The organism is Knoellia locipacati, assembly GCF_044791685.1.
Taxonomy (GTDB): Bacteria; Actinomycetota; Actinomycetes; order Actinomycetales; family Dermatophilaceae; genus Knoellia; species Knoellia locipacati_A.
On record NZ_CP087730.1, the window covers coordinates 451614 to 467139 of the forward strand.

The following is a 15526-nucleotide window of genomic DNA, read 5'->3' on the forward strand; positions in this document are numbered from 1 at the left end:
CGAGACTCAGGACTGGCGGCGCTCGCGCAGGGCTGCGCCCTTGGCACGGGCCTCGTCGCGCAGGCTCGCCCGGAACTCGCCCATCGCGGCCCGGATCCGCGCCGCCTCGTCGCCCTCGCCGGCACCGAGGATGCGAGCGGCGAGCAGTCCGGCATTGCGGGCTCCCGCGACCGACACCGTCGCCACCGGCACGCCACCGGGCATCTGCACGATCGAGAGCAGCGAGTCCATCCCGTCGAGGTACTCCAGCGGCACCGGCACCCCGATGACCGGCAGCGAGGTGACCGAGGCGAGCATGCCCGGGAGGTGGGCCGCTCCCCCGGCGCCGGCGATGATGACGCGCAGGCCGCGCTCCTCCGCCTGCTGCCCGTAGGCGAGCATCTCGTCGGGCATGCGGTGGGCGGAGACGACGTCGACCTCGTGGGCGATGCCGAAGTCGTCGAGGACCGTCGCGGCCGCCTCCATCACCGGCCAGTCGCTGTCACTGCCCATGACCACGCCGACCACAGGCGTCGGGGACTTCGTCGCGTCGGTCATTCGGTGATCGCTCCCTCGATGTAGTCGGCGGCGTGCCGGGCCCGCTCGCGCAGGTCGGCGAGGTCGTCGCCGCTGACGTTGACGTGTCCGATCTTGCGTCCCGGCCGGACGCCCTTGCCGTAGAGGTGCGCCTTGATCTCGGGGTCGCGTGCCATGACATGACGGTATGCCGGGTAGAGCTCGGTGTGCTCGCCGCCGAGCACGTTGCCCATCACCGTCCACGCGTGCCGCGGCCTCGGTGACCCCAGCGGCAGGTCGAGCACGGCGCGCAGGTGCTGCTCGAACTGTCCCGTCACGGCACCGTCCATCGACCAGTGGCCGCTGTTGTGCGGGCGCATGGCGAGCTCGTTGACGACGAACGCGCCGCCGGGCAGCTCGAACATCTCGACCGCGAGGACGCCCGTGACCCCGAGCTCGCCGGCGATCCGCAGGCCGGCCTCGGTGGCGCGGGCGGCCAGGTTCTCGTCGAGCTCAGGAGCGGGGGCGATGACCTCTGTGCAGATGCTGTCGGTCTGGACGGTCTCGACGACGGGCCAGGCCGCGGCCTGCCCCGACGGGCTGCGGGCGAGGAGGACGGCCAGCTCACGGGTGAAGGAGACCTTCTCCTCCAGCAGGAGCGGGGAGTCCTCGGACGTCGCCCGCTCGAGCCAGTCGGCCAGCTCCGCGGCGGACCCGACGACCCGCACGCCCTTGCCGTCGTAGCCTCCGCGCGGTGTTTTGGCGACCACCGGCCACCCGACCTCGTCACCGAAGGCGGTGACCTCGTCGGCGGTGAGCGCCGGGGCCCACCTCGGGCAGGGGATGCCGAGGGCGCTGAGGCGCGCACGCATCTCGAGCTTGTCCTGGGCGAAGACGAGCGCCTCTGGCGTCGGGTGCATCACCGCACCGGCGTCGGCGAGCGCGGCGAGCACGTCGGCCGGGACGTGCTCGTGGTCGAACGTCACGACGTCGCACTCGGCCGCGAAGGCGAGGACCGCGTCGACGTCGCTGTGGGCGCCCACCGGCGCCGAGGGGATGACCAGCGCCGCACTGGCGTCGTGGGCCTCGGCGAGGACGCTGAGCGTGACCCCCAGCTCGGCCGCCGGTCCCGCGCACATCCGCGCGAGCTGGCCACCACCGATGATGCCGACGACGGGGAATCCTCCGGGAGCGCGCAGGGGGGCAGTCACCCCGGGAGGATATCGGCGCGAGGTGGGCTCACGGCATACGGGCTTAGGGTTCGGCGGCTACGCTCAGCCGGTGACGTCCACGACTCCCGCGGGGAGCCTCATCGCGCGGCTCCGCGGAGCCATCGACGTGCTCTACCGCGAGGCCATCAAGTTCGGCGTCATCGGCCTGCTCGCCTTCGTCATCGACATGGGCAGCTTCAACCTGCTGCGGCGCACGCTCCTCGAGGACAAGCCGACCGCAGCCGTCATCGTCTCGGCCTCGATCGCGACCGCCTTCGCGTGGGTCGGCAACCGGATGTGGACCTTCCGCCACCGCCGCAACCGGCCGGCCCACCACGAGGCGGCCCTCTTCGCCGGCACCAACGGGGTCGCGCTCGTCCTCCAGGCCGCGGCCATCGCGTTCACGAACTACGTCCTCGACCTCTCCTCGCTCACGGCCGACAACGTCACGAAGATCGTCGCCATCGGCCTGGGCACGCTCTTCCGCTTCTGGGCCTACCGGCGCTTCGTCTTCGCCGGGGAGCCGATCGACGTCGACACCTCGCCCCTCGCCGAGATGCACCACCACGAGCAGCGCGGGCACCACGACGACGGCTGATCCGCGCGCACCTTTCGACCCATTGGTCAAAAGTTGCGGGCCGGGTCAGTCCGCCTCGGAGAGGAAGACCGCGAAGACCGCCGGCTGCGTGCTCACGAGCTCGAGCCGCCCACCGTTGTCCTCGGCGAGGTCGCGCGCGAGCGTGAGCCCGAGGCCGGACCCGGACGAGGACACGGACCGCTCGAAGATGTGCGGCGCGATGGACGTCGACACGCCCTCGCCCTCGTCGCCCAGCTCGATGACGACCGAAGGGCCGGCCCGGCGCGCGGCGATGTCGACGGTGCCACGTCCGTGGGCCAGAGCGTTCTCGACGAGGGTGGACAGGATCTGCGCGAGGGCCACGGGAGTCGCGCGGACGCGCAGGCCGCGCTCGCCGTGGATGCGCATGCTCCGCTTCGCGGAGGCGAACGCCGGCTGCCACTCGCGCTGGAGCGAGGCGAGGATCGCGTCGAGGGAGACGCTCGGACGCGCGGGGTCGCTCACCCGGGTGCGGCCCATGAGGTCGTCGACGACCTTGCTCAGCCGCTCGACCTGGTCGATGGCGACCTGGGCCTCCTCCTGGACCACGCCGAGGTCGTCGGTGGAGGCGATCTCGTCGAGGCGCATGAGCAGGGCGGTGAGCGGGGTGCGGAGCTGGTGCGAGGCGTCGGCGGCGAAGTCGCGCTCGGCCGCGAGGTTGCGGGTCACCTGGTTCGCGCTGCGCGAGAGGACGTCGCTGATCCGGTCGAGCTCGCCGATGCCCGAGTCCAGCGGCATGAAGCGTGACTCGCCCGCCCCGAGCCGCTCGGCACGCGCGGCCAGCTCGGTGAGCGGGTCACCGATGAGGCGTGCCCGTCGCTGGGCGACGAACCAGCCTGCCGCGAGCCCCAGCAGGGCGAGCACGAGGACGATGCCGGTGAGGACCAGCACCCCTTGGAGCCCGGTGGTCTGCTCCACGAACCTCGTCCGCCGCTCGGGGGGTGCGAGCGCGACGGCGACCCCCAAGACGAACAGTGGCACGCCGAAGATGGCCAGGGTGGCCCCGACGGCCGCGAGCGTGGACTTCAGGAGGAGCCGCCGCATGGAGCGTCATTCCCCCGCGGGGTCGAAGCGGAAGCCGACGCCTCGGATGGTCGTGATGTAGCGCGGCTGCATGGCGTCGTCGCCGAGCTTCTTGCGCAGGACCGAGATGTGCATGTCAAGGGTCTTGGTCGAGCCGTACCAGGCGGTCTCCCAGACCTCGCGCATGAGCTGCTCGCGAGAGATGACCTTGCCCTGGTTGCGGGCGAGCACGCGCAGCAGCTCGTACTCCTTGGCGGTCAGCTGGATCTCCTCGCCGTGGAGGAAGACCCGCCGCGACTCGCTGTCGACGCGGACGTCGACGTCGCCGGTGACCGGCGCCTCGGGGATGCCGCGACGCAGCAGCGCACGCGCCCGGGCCAGGAGCTCGGCGAGCCGGAACGGCTTGGTGACGTAGTCGTCGGCGCCGGCGTCGAGCCCGACGACCGTGTCGACCTCGTCGGCGCGCGCCGTGAGCACGAGCACCGGCACGGTGAAGCCTTCACCGCGCAGGCGCCGGCACACCTCGAGACCGTCCATCGTGGGGAGGCCGAGGTCGAGGACGACAAGGTCGGGGTTGTCACGAGCGGCCTCGAGAGCCTCGCGACCGTCGGCCCGTACGTCGACGTCGTAGCCCTCACGTCGCAGGGCCCGGGCGAGGGGCTCGGAGATCGCCGGGTCGTCCTCGGCGAGCAGCACGCGGGTCATGCGGCGATGGTAGTGGTGGGAGGGGCTTTCCCGCGTGGTGGGCGGGTCTCAGGCGTGGTGGGCGGGTCTCAGGCGTGGTGGTCCCACGGACGCGCACGCCGCGCACCCGTCGAGCGGGCCAGCTCGAAGGGCGTCACGGCCCCGATGCCCCGCAGGTGCCGGGGACGCTGCTCGATCATCGCGAAGCCCGACAGGGCGCCGAGCGCACGGGCCACCTCGTCGTCGACGAACACCCTCCCCGGGGGTGTCACGGCGGTGAGGCGGCTGGCGCGGTTGACCGTCGTGCCGAAGACGTCGCCGAGGCGGCTGATGACCTTGCCGAAGGCCATGCCCACCCGCACGTCGGGCAGCAGCGGGTCCTCGGCCATCGAGTCGACGAGGTCGAGCCCAATCGCGGCAGCTGCGTCGGCCTCCACGTGCACGAAGAGGACCTCGTCACCCACCGTCTTGATGACCCGTCCGCCGTGGGTCGTCACGACGTCGCTCGCGAGCTCCTCGAAGCGCTGCACCAGCGTGCCGAGCTGTCGCTCCGTCATCCGGCGCACGAGGGAGGTGAAGGACACGAGGTCGGCGAACCCCACGACGCGCAGCGGCGCGCTCGGGTCGTGGTCGGTGTCGCGGGCGTCCTCGAGCATGCGGGTGATCGCCGAGGTGAGGTGGCGGCGCCAGACGTAGACCATGAGGGGCTCGAGCTGGTCGACGAGGTCGGCGAGCTGGGTCGCGGCGGCCTCGGCGACGCTGCGCTCGGGCACGGCGCGGGCGTCCTTCTCACCGATCTCGGCCTCCTGGTCCGCGGGAGTGAGGTACTCGGCGACGAGCTGGGTCTGCCACACGGCGAGCCGGTCGGACGTGCGCGCGAACGCCCGGGCCATCGACAGCGCGAGGTCCTCGTCGAGGTCGTTGTCGCGCACGAGGTCCGAGACGCGGATGAGGGCGCCGAGGTCGGCCTCGGTGAACATGACCTCCTCGTCGTCGACGATCTGGAAGCCGAGGGCGTGCCAGAGCTTGCGCGCCGACTGCACCGACACCGAGGCCTCACGGCTGATCTCGCGGCGGCCCATGGTCGCGCGGCGGCCGAGGAGGCGCTCCTCGATCTCTGCCTCGAGGTCGCGGGAGGGCTCAGGCACGTGCAACCTCCTGGATCTTCGCGGGACTCACCGGACGTGGACGACGTCGCCAGCGGCCACGGCACGGGTGCCGGACTCCGTCGTCAGGGACAGTCTGCCGTCTGCGTCGACGTCGGTGGCCAGCCCGGTCAGTTCCGACCCCGGCAGGTGCACCCGGACCTCGCGGCCCACGGTGGCGCAGGCGGCGACGTAGGCCGCGCGCACGGCATACGGATCCGCATCGAGGTTGCCCAAAAGCGTTGCGAGAGAACGCAGGTATGCCGTGAGCACGGCTTCTCGGCTCACTCCCGGTGCGCCGGCGAGACGGAGGGACGTGGCCGTGTCGACGGGGAGGTCGGCCCGCTCCTGGTCGATGTTGACGCCGGCGCCGACGACGACGCCGGCGGGGGTGAGCTCGGCGAGGATGCCGGCGACCTTGCGGTCGCCGTCGGCGGGGACGAGCAGGTCGTTGGGCCACTTGAGGGCGACCTCCACCCCGCTCGTCGAGGTGATGGCATCGCGCAGGGCGAGACCGACGACGAGGGGCACCCACCCGAGCGGGGCGCGCGCGGGGCGCGGCACAAGGACGCTCGCCGCGATGCTCGCCCCCGGTGTCGTCGTCCACGCCCGGTCGAGCCGGCCCCTCCCCTGCCGCTGCTCCTCGGCGGTGACGACCCGCCACGGGCGCGGGTCGCGGGCGAGCTCGGCGTTGGTCGACCCGACGCTGTCGTGGACTTCGACGGGAAGCCATGGCGGTCCCGGTGTGATGAGGGACGCATCCATGGGGCGGGAGGCAGCAGGTGGGGTCACGGGGTCAAGGCTAGAGTCGCACCCATGGCGCAGACCGACACCCAGCCCACCGGCGGAACCGACGTTCCCGCCGCGGACACGGGCATCGACATCCACACCACCGCCGGCAAGCTCGCCGACCTCAAGCGGCGCGTCGGCGAGGTCGCCCACGCCGGCTCCGAGCGGGCCGTCGAGAAGCAGCACGCACGCGGCAAGAAGACCGCCCGCGAGCGCCTCGCGATGCTCCTCGATGAGGGCTCGTTCGTCGAGATGGACAAGTACGCCCGGCACCGCTCGGTCGCCTTCGGCCAGGACGCGAACCGGCCCTACGGCGACGGCGTCGTCACCGGCTACGGCACCGTCGACGGCCGGACCGTCGCGGTGTTCGCGCAGGACTTCACCGTCTTCGGCGGGTCGCTCGGTGAGGTCTTCGGCGAGAAGATCACCAAGGTCATGGACTTCGCGATGAAGGTCGGCTGCCCGGTCGTCGGGCTCAACGACTCCGGTGGCGCCCGCATCCAGGAGGGCGTCGTCTCGCTCGGCCTCTACGGCGAGATCTTCCGGCGCAACGTCCACGCGTCCGGGGTCATCCCGCAGATCTCGCTCATCATGGGCCCGTGCGCCGGTGGCGCGGTCTACTCACCGGCCGTCACGGACTTCACGGTCATGGTCGACCAGACCTCCCACATGTTCATCACCGGTCCCGACGTCATCAAGACCGTCACCGGCGAGGACGTCGGCTTCGAGGAGCTCGGCGGCGCCCGCACCCACAACTCCAAGTCCGGTGTCGCGCACTACATGGGCACCGACGAGGAGGACGCGGTCGAGTACGTCAAGGCGCTGCTGTCCTACCTGCCCTCGAACAACATGGAGGAGCCGCCGGCGTTCGGTGACGAGGAGCTCTCGCTCGAGGTCACCGACGAGGACCGCTTCCTCGACACGATCATCCCGGACAGCCCCAACCAGCCCTACGACATGCACCAGGTCATCGAGGCCGTGGTCGACGACGGCGAGTTCCTCGAGGTGTCACCGCTGTTCGCGCCGAACCTCGTCATCGGGTTCGGCCGGATCGAGGGCCGCTCGGTCGGTGTCGTCGCCAACAACCCGATGCAGTTCGCCGGGACCCTCGACATCGACGCCTCCGAGAAGGCCGCCCGCTTCGTGCGGACCTGCGACGCGTTCAACGTCCCGATCCTCACCTTCGTCGACGTGCCGGGCTTCCTCCCGGGCACCGACCAGGAGTGGGACGGCATCATCCGCCGGGGCGCCAAGCTCATCTACGCCTATGCCGAGGCGACGGTCCCGCTCGTCACGGTCATCACCCGCAAGGCCTACGGCGGCGCCTACGACGTCATGGGGTCCAAGCACCTCGGCGCCGACATCAACCTCGCCTGGCCGACGGCGCAGATCGCGGTCATGGGCGCGCAGGGCGCGGTCAACATCCTCTACCGCAAGCAGCTCGCCGCTGCCGCCGAGCAGGGCGACGACGTCGACGCGGCCCGCCAGAAGTTCATCACCGAGTACGAGGACACCCTCGCCAACCCCTACGTCGCCGCCGAGCGCGGCTACATCGACACCGTCATCACGCCGTCGAACACGCGGATGAACGTCACCAAGGCACTGCGGGCGCTGCGCACCAAGCGCGAGACCCTTCCGCCCAAGAAGCACGGAAACATTCCCCTATGACCTCTGACGCACAGGACACGACAGTCAATCCTCCAGCGGCGCAGTCGATCGAGGTCATCGGCGACGCCACTCCTGAGCAGGTCGCCGCGCTCGTCGCCGTCCTGTCGGCCGCCTCGGGGGGAGCCGGCACGGAGGCCGCGCCACGGCATACGTCGCAGTGGTCGGCACCGGCACGGCTCGTCCGACGCACGCCCACCCCCGGCCCCCACGTCTGGCGCCACTCCCTGCGCCCCTGACCGACCCCGGCACCTACCCCGGCCCTGCCCCGACAACTTTCGACCAATAGGTCACGAACTGTCGGGACACCACCCGACCCTGCCCCGACAACTTTCGACCAATAGGTCACGAACTGTCGGGGCTGTGGATATCTCGCCGGCCGTTTTGCGGAGCCGGGACAGACTCGCGTATGCCGTCCGCCGACTTCGACCCGACGCAGCCCTTCTCAGGTGAGGAGGCGTGCGAGGCCGGTCTGAGGCGTGCCCTGCGCGATGGCAGGTTCCGTCGGATCTTCCACGGCATGTACATCGACGCACGCATCCCGGACACGGTCGTCGTGCGATCCCGGGCGGCGCTGCGCCTGGCACCAGAAGGTGGCGTCCTGAGCCATTGGACGGCGGCCCGACTCTGGGGCGGGGTGGTCCCGGAGCACGCCAACACCCATGTCTCCTTCACGCGGGACGTCCGCTTCCGCGTCGAGGGCATCAAGCACCACCGGTTTCGCCATCGACTTCACATCGTCCGACGTCATGGTCTGCAGGTGACCGGCCCCGAGCAGACCTTCGTCCACCTCGCCCGTCACCTCAACCTCCTCGACCTGGTCGCACTGGGCGACAGCCTCGTGCGCAAGGCGGTGACCACGCCGGCAGGACTTCTCGCCTACGCCCAAGGATGGGAGGGGCAGTGCCGCCGCGAGGCCGTCGCCGCGGCCAGGCTCGTTCGTGACCATGTCGACTCCGTGCCCGAGACCAAGCTGCGTCTCCTCCTGGTGCTCGCGGGACTGCCCGAACCTGAGGTCGACATCAGGATCCACGACGCCGACGGCACCGTCGTCTTCCGAATCGACCTCGGATACCGCGCTGCCAAGCTGGCGTTCGAGTACGACGGACGCTGGCATGACGAAGACGAGCAGCCGGCCATGGACGAGAGCCGGCGCCAGTACTTGAGCATCGAGGAGGGGTGGAGGTTCGAGATCTTCGTCGCCAAGGACGTCTTCGAGACGCCCGAGGCGACCATCGAGCGAGCGGCCGCAGCCCTCGAGGCCGTCGGCGTTCGCATCGATCGGCCGCTGAGCGACGCCTGGCGACCACACTTCCGGTGCCCTACAGCGCAGGCTGCCTGACGGCATACCCTGCCTGTCATGGCAGCACGGGTCCTCTCGGTCAACCTCGGTGAAGCGCGCACCGGCATCCTCAAGAGCCGGCGGACCGGCATCGACAAGCGACCCGTCGACACGATCCACGTCACCGATCCCGGCCCCAAGGGAGTCGGGGGCAGCGGTGTCGAGGGCGATGCCGTCGTCAACACCAAGCACCACGGCGGGACCACACAGGCCGTGTATGCCGTGGCGCGCGAGGAGCTCGACTGGTGGGCGATGGACACGGGCAAGGAGCTCGGTCCCGGCGCCTTCGGCGAGAACGTGACGACCACGGGCTTCGACGTCGACGCAGCCGTCATCGGTGAACAGTGGCGCATCGGTGGCTCGGTCGTCCTCTCGGTGACCGCGCCGCGTGTCCCGTGCGCGACCTTCGCCGCGCATATGCAGGTCCCCGGCTGGGTCAAGGCCTTCACGAGGCGCGGTCGGACCGGCGCCTATCTCGCCGTCCTCCAGCCGGGCACGGTCCGCCCGGACGACACCATCGAGGTGACGTGGCGACCGGGGCACGGCATCACGGTGCCGATGGTCTTCCGCGCCTGGATGGGTGACCGCGACCTGGCGCGCGCCATCGTGGACTCCGGTGCGCTGCTGCCTCAGGAGCACGAGGAGCTGGAAGCCAAGCTGGCGAAGTGGGAAGGCGCCGAGTCGCGCACTTCGTGACGATTGGTCGAAAGATGCACCGCGGTGTTGGCTCCGTCCGGGCATTTCGTGACCAATTGGTCGAAAGATGCACCGCGGCGGTGCCACCGCCCGGGCATTTCGTGACCAATTGGTCGATGGTGGGGCGGGGCGGGCGGGGTGGGTAGCGTGCATCGGGTGACCGACACCGCCACCGACATGACGACCTCCGCCCCCACCACCTCGCCCGCGACGACGCCCCGCACGCCGACCGCCGTCGACGCCATCGCCGAGCGCCACTTCGACGCCGTGATGGAGAGCAGCCCGATCGAGGCGACCTACCTCGGCGTCGACGTGCGCCAGGGCGAGCTCGACGACTTCTCCCCCGCCGGCTACCGCGCCCGCGCCGACCTCGCCCGCGCCACGCTCGCCCGCCTCGAGACCGCAGAACCCGTCGACGACATCGACCGCGTCACCATTGCGGCGATGCGCGAGCGTCTCGAGCTGGACGTCGACATCCACGAGGCCGGGCTCGACCGGTGCGACGTCAACGTCATCGCCTCCCCGATGCAGTCGGTGCGCGACGTCTTCGACCTCATGCCGACCGACACCGAGGAGCAGTGGGCGACCGTCGCACGGCGCCTGGGTGCACTCCCCCGCGCCCTCGAGCAGTGGCGGGGCTCGCTGCTCGAGTCCGTCGACGCGGACCCGACGCGTATCTCGGCCCGTCGCCAGGTCGCGGCGTGCATGGTCCAGTGCGACGACCTCGTCGGCGACGCGGGCTTCTTCGCGACCTTCACCGGTGGGGCCCGGACCCGGGACGGGCAGCCCCTGCCCGAGGCACTCGCCGCCGACCTCGACGCCGCCGGGCGCCGTGCCGCCGACGCCTACGCCGACCTCAAGGCCTTCCTCGGCGAGCGGATCCTGCCGCGCGCCCGGGCCGAGGACGCTGTGGGCCGCGAGCACTACCAGCTGGCGAGCCGCCACTTCCTCGGCGCGAGCGTGGATCTCGAGGAGACCTACGCCTGGGGCCAGGCGGAGACCGACCGCCTCGACGCCGAGATGCGCCGCACCGCCGACCGCATCCTGCCCGGCGCGACGGTCAAGGAGGCGATGGCGCATCTCGGCGAGGACCCGGCCTACCGCCTCCAGGGCACCGACGAGCTCCGGCGGTGGATGCAGACCAAGGCCGACGAGGTCATGGACCTGCTCGACGGCACGCACTTCGACATCCCCGGACCGGTCCGCACCATCGAGTGCCGGATCGCGCCGACGCACACCGGCGGCATCTACTACACCGGCCCGAGCGAGGACTTCAGCCGTCCCGGCCGCATGTGGTGGTCGGTGCCCAGGGGCGTCGAGACGTTCGGGACGTGGGCCGAGCTGAGCACCGTCTACCACGAGGGCGTCCCGGGCCACCACCTCCAGGTCGCGCAGACGACCTACCGCGCGGAGCTGCTCAACCGCTGGCGCCGGATGCTCTGCTGGGTGAGCGGCCACGGCGAGGGCTGGGCCCTCTACGCCGAGCGCCTCATGGTCGAGCTCGGCTTCATGGAGGACCCGGGCAACTACCTCGGCTTCCTCGACGCCCAGTCGCTGCGCGCCGCCCGCGTCGTCCTCGACATCGGCATCCACTGCGGCTTCGAGGCACCGGCGGAGGTCGGTGGCGGCGCGTGGACCTACGACAAGGCGTGGCAGTACCTCAGCGCCCACGCCAACAACGACGAGGCCTCGCTGCGCTTCGAGCTCGACCGCTACCTCGGCTGGCCGGGCCAGGCCCCGAGCTACAAGATCGGCGAGCGGATCTGGATGCAGCTGCGCGACGAAACCGCTGCGGCAGAGGGCAACTCGTTCGACCCCAAGGCCTTCCACCGGCGCGCCCTCGACGTCGGGTCGGTCGGTCTCGACGTGCTCGTCGAGGCCCTGCGTCGCTGAGGCCGCTCTCCCACAGGCAAGGACAGAGGTATGCCGTCCGCTCACGTGAGCGGACGGCATACCTCGTCGTGCGAGCTGCGCTGTCAGACAGGCGCGCTCACCAGATCGCCCAGCACCCACTCACCTGGGGGAGCCCGGCGAAGCGCGCCTCGAAGAACGCGTAGCTCTCGCTCGACGACGGTGCCACACCACCGACGTGCAGCGGCACGACGTTGGTCGACAGACGCACGTTGGCACCCTTGGCGCACCAGTCCTTGGCTAGCTGTCGGCCCACCGCGTAGGGGATGACGTCGTCGAGGCCGGAGTGCGAGATCAGGACCGGCACGGTGGGCTTGATCCGGCCGATACGGCTGTCGGCGACGATCGACGCGAACGGCTCCTCGGCGAGGTAGGTCGTGAGCGGCCGCCCGTCCTTGGTCAGGGTGCTCGACTGCTGGAACGCCGCCGAGGCGAGGTCGAAGACGCAGTGGTTCTCGGTCGCCGCCGCGACGGCTTTGCCCTGGTCGTTGAGGATGTCGAGGATGTCGACCCCGTAGCCGGCCGAGAGCCCGAGCAGCGCGAAGTTGAGGAACTCCGCGTAGAGGCTGCCGTCGAGGTTGGCGGCGACCTTGGTGAGGTCGGCGGGTGGAGCGCCGGCAAGCGCTCCCTTGACCCGGAGCTCCGGTGCATAGGTCGGCGCGAGCTCGGCCGCCGCGGCGGTGGCTCCCCCGCCCTGCGAGTAGCCGTAGAGACCGACGGGGGTCGTGGCGGTGAGCGACGTGCCGGGCCGTCGGATCGCGGCCCTCGCGATGTCGAGCACCGCGCGGGCCTGCGCGACGCGGTTGACGTACGTGTGCGTGCCCGGGGTTCCGAGCCCCTGGTAGTCGGTGAGCGCCACGGCGTAGCCGCGCACGAGGTAGCCCTTGAGCAGGTAGTGCTCGTACTCGGTGAGCGTCTCGGTCATCTGCCGCGACGGGGCGCAGCGGTCACCCATGCCCTGCGTACCGACGGCGTAGCTGATGAGCGGGCGCGCGCCGACGCCGATCCATGGCGCCTTCGGCTCGAAGACGGTGCCGGTCACCGCGATCGGACGGTCGAGCCGGTCCTTCGACGCGTACATCACCCGGGTCGCGGTGAGGCTGAGGTCGGACAGGCCGAGGGGGTCGATGAAGAACGTTGCGGGCTCGGTGCGGATCACCGTGCCCGGCGTGGCCGGTATGGCTGCCGGCGGCTCGTAGAACGCCGGTCGGGCCGGCTCCGGGGTGCTCGTGACCGTCGTGGCACCGGCAGTGCCGGGGACGGAGTCGGGGCCGGCCGAGGCCGGGGCGGCGACAGCGGCCAGGAGGCCTAGGGCGGCGATCGGGACGAGAGCCCGACGGAACATGCGTGACGTCATTGTCAGCCTTTGTTCGAGGTGGCGAGCCACTGCTACGCGGTGGGCCGAACCTACCGAGGAGTAACAGGGGTCGCAAGAGATGTCGGCTCGGAGGCCCCCTCGTCCCGCGCCGTGACTGGACGACAATGTGGCGGTGACCCTTGCCCTCACCCTCGTCGCCATCGCCGTGACGGTCATCGTCGTCGCGCGCCTGTGCGCCCCGCTCGGCCTGCCCTCCCCGATCGCGCTCCTGCTCGTCGGTCTCGTCGCGTCGGTTCTGCCGTTCGTGCCCGACGTCTCTCTCGACCCCGACGTCGTCCTCCTCGGCCTGCTCCCACCCCTGCTGTATGCCGCAGCGCGCGGGACCTCCCTCGTCGACATCCGCGCCAACCGGCGAGCGATCCTCGGGCTGTCCGTCGGGCTCGTCCTCTTCACGACGTTCGGGGTGGCGCTCGTCGCGTGGTGGCTGCTGCCGATCCCGTTCGCCGTGGCGGTCGCCCTCGGTGCCATCGTCGCGCCTCCGGACGCGGTCGCGGCCACCGCAGTCGCACGCGGGATCGGGCTGCCCCGCCGTGTCACGACGATCCTCGAGGGCGAGTCGCTGCTCAACGACGCCACGGCCCTGGTGACCCTGCGCACCGCGATCGCGGCTGCCGGCCTGGCCACCTCGCATCACGGCTTCGCGTCGCACGGCGAGGTCACGGTGGGCTCGGTGGCCCGCGACTTCGGGCTCGCCGTCGTCGGCGGCGTCGGGGTGGGCTGGGTCGTCTTCGTCCTCATCGGGCTGCTCCGCAAGCAGCTCACCGAGGCGGCCTCGGACACGGCCCTGTCCTTCGCCGCGCCGTTCCTGTCCTACCTGCCCGCCGAGCTCCTCGGGGCCAGCGGGGTCCTCGCCGTCGTCACGACCGGGCTCCTCCTCGCCCACAAGGCGCCCGTCCTCCAGTCGGCGGCGTCGCGGCTGAGCGAACGGGTCAACTGGGCGAGCATCACCTTCCTCCTCGAGAACGCGGTCTTCCTCCTCATCGGCCTCCAGCTCTCCCGCCTCGTCAGGGATGTGCAGGCGAGCGAGATCTCGCTCGAGCGGGCCACCACCGTGGGACTCGTCGTCCTCGTCGCGGTCCTCGTCCTGCGGCCCGTGTGGCTGTTCCCGTTCACGTGGCTCGTCGGTCGGCTCGGGTCCGCCGAACGTGCTCCCCTTGACGTGCCGAGCACGACGGTCACGTCGTGGGCGGGGATGCGCGGCGTCGTCACGCTGGCCGCCGCCCTCACCCTGCCCGAGTCGACCGACCACCGGCCCGCGCTGGTGCTCATCGCGCTCATCGTCACCATCGGGACGCTCGCCCTCCAGTCGTCCACGCTCCCGATGCTTGCTCGCGCCCTCGACGTGCGCGGACCCGACCCGCGCGAGGACGCCCTGCAGGAGGCCACGGTCCTGCGGGCGACGACCGGCGCGGGGCTGCGGGCCCTCGATGCCTTGCCGGAGCTGGACCCCGGCGTCGCGCAGGACCTCCGCGGCAGTGCCGAGCTGCGCGTCAACCGGATCTGGGAGCGCCTCGGCACCCTCGGGCCGCGCGACGAGGAGACCCCGAGCGAGGCGCGGCGTCGACTGCGTACCGTCATGCTCGAGGCCGAGCGGGTCGAGCTGCTCCGGATCCGCGACGAGGACGACGTCGACCACGAGATCCTGTCCGGGGTGATGAACCAGCTCGACGCCGAGGAGGCCGCCCTCACCTGGACGACGGCGAAGGCCGCCCGGCTGCGCGACGCCGACCTGCGCGCCCCCGACCAGGTGGCCACGGCCTGCGAGCACCTCGAGTCCGAGCCGGACTGTGCCGTCCCGTCGACCTCCGAGGGGTGCGTGGACTGCCTGGCCGAGGGCATGACCTGGGTCCACCTGCGCATCTGCACGCGTTGCGGCAACGTCGGTTGCTGCGACTCGTCACCGGGCCAGCACGCCAGCAAGCACTTCGGGGCTTCTCGTCACCCCGTCATGCGCTCGCTCGAGCCGGGTGAGGCGTGGCGCTGGTGCTTCGTCGACGGGGCCCTCGGCTGAGTCAGCCGGCGCGGCGGGAGCGGTTGCCGAAGATGTCCATGAGGTCCTCGAAGACGGAGTCGTCCGAGGGTGACGGGCTCGACGACGAGGTCGGCCTCGGTGTCGGCCGCGCCGGGCCGGGCCGCGACGGCGACGAGGTCGACTCCGGCGTGGACGTCGCGGTGCGGGTGGCGGACCGCGACGGCGCCGTCGTGCGTGTGGCGGCTGGGTCATCGCTCGGAGCCGAGCTCGGGCTCGTCCTCGCACTGGGCGAGGCCGGGGGCGTCGTGGCCGGGGCCTGCGTCGGCATCGCACCGGACGACGGGCCGAGCGTCGCCGCGGAACCGTCTGGTGCCGTCACGTCAGCGCCTGCCTGCGGGCCGTCGCCGACCGCCTGGGCGGAGCCGCTCCCTCCGTCGACGAGGGCCTCCTTGACCTCTGCCGCCCCTCCCACGGCGACGAGGGCGACACCGAGCACGATGAGCCTTCGAGTCGTCGCGAGACCGTGCGACCGGTCTCGTCGTGTCATCGAGTGCATGCACACTTCCTGTTCGTCGTTCGGACATGACCTCGCGGTCCGG

15 protein-coding genes are annotated in these 15526 nt (G+C 71.4%); 7 read left to right on the top strand and 8 right to left on the bottom strand.

Translation table 11 applies throughout. The annotated features are described in order from the left end of the window. Positions 1-6: 6 nt before the first annotated feature. Both purE and LL946_RS02075 read right to left on the bottom strand, forming a co-directional pair. Complete coding sequence (gene purE, locus LL946_RS02070) at positions 7-537, bottom strand: 5-(carboxyamino)imidazole ribonucleotide mutase (protein WP_404384287.1); 531 nt, start codon at positions 535-537, stop codon at positions 7-9. After that, complete coding sequence (locus LL946_RS02075) at positions 534-1706, bottom strand: 5-(carboxyamino)imidazole ribonucleotide synthase (RefSeq protein ID WP_404384289.1); 1173 nt, start codon at positions 1704-1706, stop codon at positions 534-536. Before LL946_RS02075 ends, purE begins: the two co-directional genes overlap by 4 nt. 70 nt (positions 1707-1776) lie before the next feature. Here LL946_RS02075 and LL946_RS02080 point away from each other — a divergent pair, with 70 nt between their 5' ends. Then, complete coding sequence (locus LL946_RS02080) at positions 1777-2304, top strand: GtrA family protein (RefSeq protein ID WP_404384291.1); 528 nt, start codon at positions 1777-1779, stop codon at positions 2302-2304. Between the two features lie 45 nt (positions 2305-2349). On the opposite strand, the gene LL946_RS02085 is transcribed toward LL946_RS02080, so the two are convergent. The 4 genes from LL946_RS02085 to LL946_RS02100 form a co-directional block, all read right to left on the bottom strand. After that, complete coding sequence (locus LL946_RS02085; protein ID WP_404384293.1) at positions 2350-3366, bottom strand: sensor histidine kinase; 1017 nt, start codon at positions 3364-3366, stop codon at positions 2350-2352. 6 nt (positions 3367-3372) lie between these two features. After that, complete coding sequence (locus LL946_RS02090; RefSeq protein ID WP_404384295.1) at positions 3373-4050, bottom strand: response regulator transcription factor; 678 nt, start codon at positions 4048-4050, stop codon at positions 3373-3375. Between the two features lie 68 nt (positions 4051-4118). Further along, positions 4119-5177, bottom strand: coding sequence for an adenylate/guanylate cyclase domain-containing protein (locus LL946_RS02095; RefSeq protein ID WP_404384297.1), 1059 nt, complete (start codon positions 5175-5177; stop codon positions 4119-4121). A gap of 27 nt (positions 5178-5204) precedes the next feature. Further along, complete coding sequence (locus tag LL946_RS02100; RefSeq protein ID WP_404384299.1) at positions 5205-5966, bottom strand: biotin--[acetyl-CoA-carboxylase] ligase; 762 nt, start codon at positions 5964-5966, stop codon at positions 5205-5207. Between the two features lie 24 nt (positions 5967-5990). Here LL946_RS02100 and LL946_RS02105 point away from each other — a divergent pair, with 24 nt between their 5' ends. The 5 genes from LL946_RS02105 to LL946_RS02125 all read left to right on the top strand — a co-directional run bounded on the left by LL946_RS02105 (position 5991) and on the right by LL946_RS02125 (position 11559). Beyond that, positions 5991-7631, top strand: a complete 1641-nt coding sequence (locus LL946_RS02105) for an acyl-CoA carboxylase subunit beta (protein WP_404384301.1) — start codon at positions 5991-5993, stop codon at positions 7629-7631. Next, positions 7628-7867 carry an acyl-CoA carboxylase subunit epsilon gene (locus LL946_RS02110; protein WP_404384303.1) on the top strand — a complete coding sequence of 80 codons (240 nt, stop codon included), beginning with the start codon at positions 7628-7630 and terminating at the stop codon, positions 7865-7867. Before LL946_RS02105 ends, LL946_RS02110 begins: the two co-directional genes overlap by 4 nt. 170 nt (positions 7868-8037) lie before the next feature. Next, on the top strand, positions 8038-8970 hold the full coding sequence (locus tag LL946_RS02115) for a hypothetical protein (RefSeq protein ID WP_404384305.1): 933 nt from the start codon (positions 8038-8040) through the stop codon (positions 8968-8970). An 18-nt stretch (positions 8971-8988) separates the two neighbouring features. Continuing rightward, positions 8989-9666 carry an MOSC domain-containing protein gene (locus LL946_RS02120; RefSeq protein WP_404384307.1) on the top strand — a complete coding sequence of 226 codons (678 nt, stop codon included), beginning with the start codon at positions 8989-8991 and terminating at the stop codon, positions 9664-9666. Positions 9667-9843: 177 nt separating this feature from the next. Then, positions 9844-11559: a DUF885 domain-containing protein gene (locus LL946_RS02125; protein ID WP_404386761.1), complete on the top strand. Its 1716-nt coding sequence runs from the start codon at positions 9844-9846 to the stop codon at positions 11557-11559. A gap of 97 nt (positions 11560-11656) precedes the next feature. On the opposite strand, the gene LL946_RS02130 is transcribed toward LL946_RS02125, so the two are convergent. Beyond that, positions 11657-12934: a lipase family protein gene (locus LL946_RS02130; protein WP_404384309.1), complete on the bottom strand. Its 1278-nt coding sequence runs from the start codon at positions 12932-12934 to the stop codon at positions 11657-11659. A 133-nt stretch (positions 12935-13067) separates the two neighbouring features. On the opposite strand from LL946_RS02130, the gene LL946_RS02135 reads away from it, so the two are divergent. Beyond that, positions 13068-14966 (top strand): Na+/H+ antiporter, encoded by a 1899-nt coding sequence (locus tag LL946_RS02135; protein WP_404384311.1) that lies wholly within the window; start codon positions 13068-13070, stop codon positions 14964-14966. 1 nt (position 14967) lies between these two features. Here the strand turns inward: LL946_RS02135 and LL946_RS02140 are convergent, their stop codons facing one another. Next, positions 14968-15483: a hypothetical protein gene (locus LL946_RS02140; protein ID WP_404384313.1), complete on the bottom strand. Its 516-nt coding sequence runs from the start codon at positions 15481-15483 to the stop codon at positions 14968-14970. Between the last annotated feature and the right edge of the window lie 43 nt (positions 15484-15526).

Coding starts and splice junctions, on each gene's coding strand:
- LL946_RS02115 (WP_404384305.1), top strand. CDS start 8,038: ATGCCGTCCGCCGACTTCGACCCGACGCAGCCCTTCTCAGGTGAGGAG.
- LL946_RS02125 (WP_404386761.1), top strand. CDS start 9,844: ATGACGACCTCCGCCCCCACCACCTCGCCCGCGACGACGCCCCGCACG.
- LL946_RS02110 (WP_404384303.1), top strand. CDS start 7,628: ATGACCTCTGACGCACAGGACACGACAGTCAATCCTCCAGCGGCGCAG.
- LL946_RS02090 (WP_404384295.1), bottom strand. CDS start 4,050: ATGACCCGCGTGCTGCTCGCCGAGGACGACCCGGCGATCTCCGAGCCC.
- LL946_RS02130 (WP_404384309.1), bottom strand. CDS start 12,934: ATGACGTCACGCATGTTCCGTCGGGCTCTCGTCCCGATCGCCGCCCTA.
- LL946_RS02140 (WP_404384313.1), bottom strand. CDS start 15,483: ATGCACTCGATGACACGACGAGACCGGTCGCACGGTCTCGCGACGACT.
- LL946_RS02105 (WP_404384301.1), top strand. CDS start 5,991: ATGGCGCAGACCGACACCCAGCCCACCGGCGGAACCGACGTTCCCGCC.
- LL946_RS02120 (WP_404384307.1), top strand. CDS start 8,989: ATGGCAGCACGGGTCCTCTCGGTCAACCTCGGTGAAGCGCGCACCGGC.
- LL946_RS02085 (WP_404384293.1), bottom strand. CDS start 3,366: ATGCGGCGGCTCCTCCTGAAGTCCACGCTCGCGGCCGTCGGGGCCACC.
- purE (WP_404384287.1), bottom strand. CDS start 537: ATGACCGACGCGACGAAGTCCCCGACGCCTGTGGTCGGCGTGGTCATG.